This is a genomic window from Janthinobacterium sp. PSPC1-1, assembly GCF_049897625.1.
Lineage (GTDB): Bacteria > Pseudomonadota > Gammaproteobacteria > Burkholderiales > Burkholderiaceae_D > Janthinobacterium > Janthinobacterium tructae.
The window spans coordinates 1-2,657 of sequence record NZ_JAFCWP010000021.1 but is presented as its reverse complement, the minus strand read 5'-3'; the positions used below and the strand labels follow the sequence as shown (position 1 = coordinate 2,657).

The window sequence follows — 2,657 nt, the reverse complement described above, 5'->3', positions numbered from 1 at the left end:
GCCTGCTCGCGCTGCGCCAGGCGACGCAAGCCCTGCTGCGTCGCCACGCTGCTCGTCACCACATGCCGCGCCCCCGCATAACTGGCCTGCGCCGGCCGCGCATGGTCCAGTGGCAAACCGTGCACCGGCGGCAAATCCGCCAGCTGCCGCTGCCAGTAATCGAGCTGCTCGTCCAGTACAGCGCCGCTCAGCCACTCCCTTTGCCACTGCGCATAGTCCGCATAGCGGATCGCCAGCGGCGGTAACGGATCCGGCGCGCCACCGGCCAGCGCCGCATACTGCGCCGCGAATTCCTTCACCAGCACGCCCATCGACCAGCCATCCGAGGCGATGTGGTGCATATTGAAGAGCAACACACCCGCATCGCTGCCCAGGCGCAGGAAGCGCACGCGCAGCATCACGTCGGACGCCAGGTCGAACGGCGTCGCCGCGTCAGCCGCGGCCGCTTCCTGCACCGCCTGTTCCTGCTGCACGCCAGCCAACTGGCGCAGATCGGTCTCGGCGAGGGCAAAATCGACCTGTTCGCGTATCACCTGCCACGGTTCCTCGCCCGCACTAGCAAACACCGTGCGCAGCGGTTCATGGCGCGCGATGATGCGGGCAAACGCCTGCTGCGCCAGCGCCACGTCGAAGTGTCCCGTCACGCGCAGCGCCGCCGGCATGTTGTAGTGCGCGCTGCCCTGCTCCAGCTGGTCCAGGAACCACAGCCGCTGCTGGGAAAAAGATAATGCAACGTTAGGTGGTCTATCCGTAACAGGCAAAACCTTGGGCCGCCGTCCACTCGATGTCAAACTAGCCTGATCATTTTCAGTCAGGTATTGAATGAGCTCATCCTTTTTCAGACGTATTTCAGGTAGGAAAATATCTGCACTTCCAGCTTCAACAGCACGAATCTTTAATTTCCCACCTTCTGCGTACACCTGAACACCCGCATCGGCCAACTTCTTCATCAATATACGCATTTAGATCTCTACCTCATTCAAGCCACTGGCTTCCAACAATTGAAATTTACGGACGATCATCTCGTGCTCAATTAATCCATCGATAAAGCTGGCGATACGGGCAATTGTTCCCAATTCAAATACTTTTCTAATCTGCAACTCCATATCGAGTCTGTTCTTAACTTCAGATATAAAACGGATAACCAGCAGGGAATGGCCACCCAAGGCAAAAAAGCTAGCCTCAACACTGATATCATCCCATTTCAGATGCAACAGTGATGCCCATATCTCAACGAGTTCCTGCTCTGTCTCGGTCGATGGGGCGATATATTCGTCCAGCATCCAACGACCATCCGGAACGGGCAAGGCTTTCTTGTCCACCTTGCCATTGGAATTTAAAGGCAAAGCATCAAGTATTAAAAAAGCAGCAGGAATCATATATTCAGGAATACTCTTCTGCAAATATATCCTTACTTCGTTCAAAAATTCACGCGCCCCTGCCTTCGGTTCCGCAATCAAAGTAATATAGGCAAACAATCGTTTTTCACCAGTTATACCGTCCCGGGCCAAAACGATCGCAGTTTTAATCTGTGGATGCCGATTAAGCTGACTTTCAATTTCTCCCAGTTCAATACGGAAACCTCGGATTTTCACTTGATCGTCGATCCGTCCCATGTATTCCAGGTCATTGTTCGATGCGTAGCGTGCCAGGTCTCCCGTCTTGAAAAGCCGACCGGCAGACATATCGACAAGGGTATTGGCAATAAAACGTTCCCTGGTCAATTCTGGCAAGTTCAAATAGGCATTGGCGAGATTGTCACCGCCAATATGAATTTCCCCAATCGCCCCCAGCGGCGCCACCTGACCATACGGGTCGAGAAGATAGATTTGTGTATTAGAAATAGGACGTCCGATTGGGATACTACCGAGCAAGCCAGCCTCATCATTACAGAGATAATAAGTGACATCCCCTGCGACTTCGGATGAGCCATACAGATTCAGAATCAGCACCCCCGGCAACACCGTCTTGGCGGTCTCGACTAAAGCGGAAGACAAGGCTTCACCGCTACTGATAATCAGCTTCAAATGCAGAATATCCGTCGGCTTGGCGACCTGCATAAGGGCGTTGAGCAATGACGGAACAAGTACCAGCCGCGTAACCGCTTGGTCTTTTACGATATTCCATAATGCATTAACATCGCGAGACTGCTCCTGCGACGCAATGTATAACTTCGCTCCAAACAATAATGGACCTAATGATTCCGTCATCGAATCAATAAAATTCATTGAGGTTTTTTGGATCCCACACTCGCCAGGAGTCCAAGGAAAACGCTGATGCATCCAACACAGCCGGTTAACGAGTGTCGCCCCAACAGCCCCTACCCCCTTGGGTCGTCCAGTAGAACCCGAGGTATAAATCACATAGGCCAATGAGCTGTCGTCGGCTCCCCGCACGGTGTCCAAATTCTCATGGGGATAACCCTGCAAAACCTCAAGCCACTGCGCGTCGTCCAGGTACTGCACCGGCACCGTGGCGAAAGCGCTCACCGTGGCGCGCAAAGCCTGTTGCGTCAACAACAGCGCAATGCCGCTGTCTTCGGCCATGTAGGCCAGGCGTTCCTGCGGATACGCCGGGTCCAGCGGCACATACGCGCCGCCCGCCTTGAGGATCGCCAGCACGCCCACCATCATCTCCAGGCTGCGCTCCACGCACAG

At 54.3% G+C, this 2,657-nt stretch carries 2 protein-coding genes; both read right to left on the bottom strand.

What is annotated here, in order from left to right; translation table 11 throughout:
- The coding region (locus ACP7EG_RS27605) for a condensation domain-containing protein (protein WP_426090240.1) at nucleotides 1–761 on the bottom strand (761 nt) is incomplete at its 3' end.
- A 201-nt stretch (nucleotides 762–962) separates the two neighbouring features.
- The coding region (locus ACP7EG_RS27600) for a non-ribosomal peptide synthetase (RefSeq protein ID WP_426090239.1) at nucleotides 963–2,657 on the bottom strand (1,695 nt) is incomplete at its 5' end.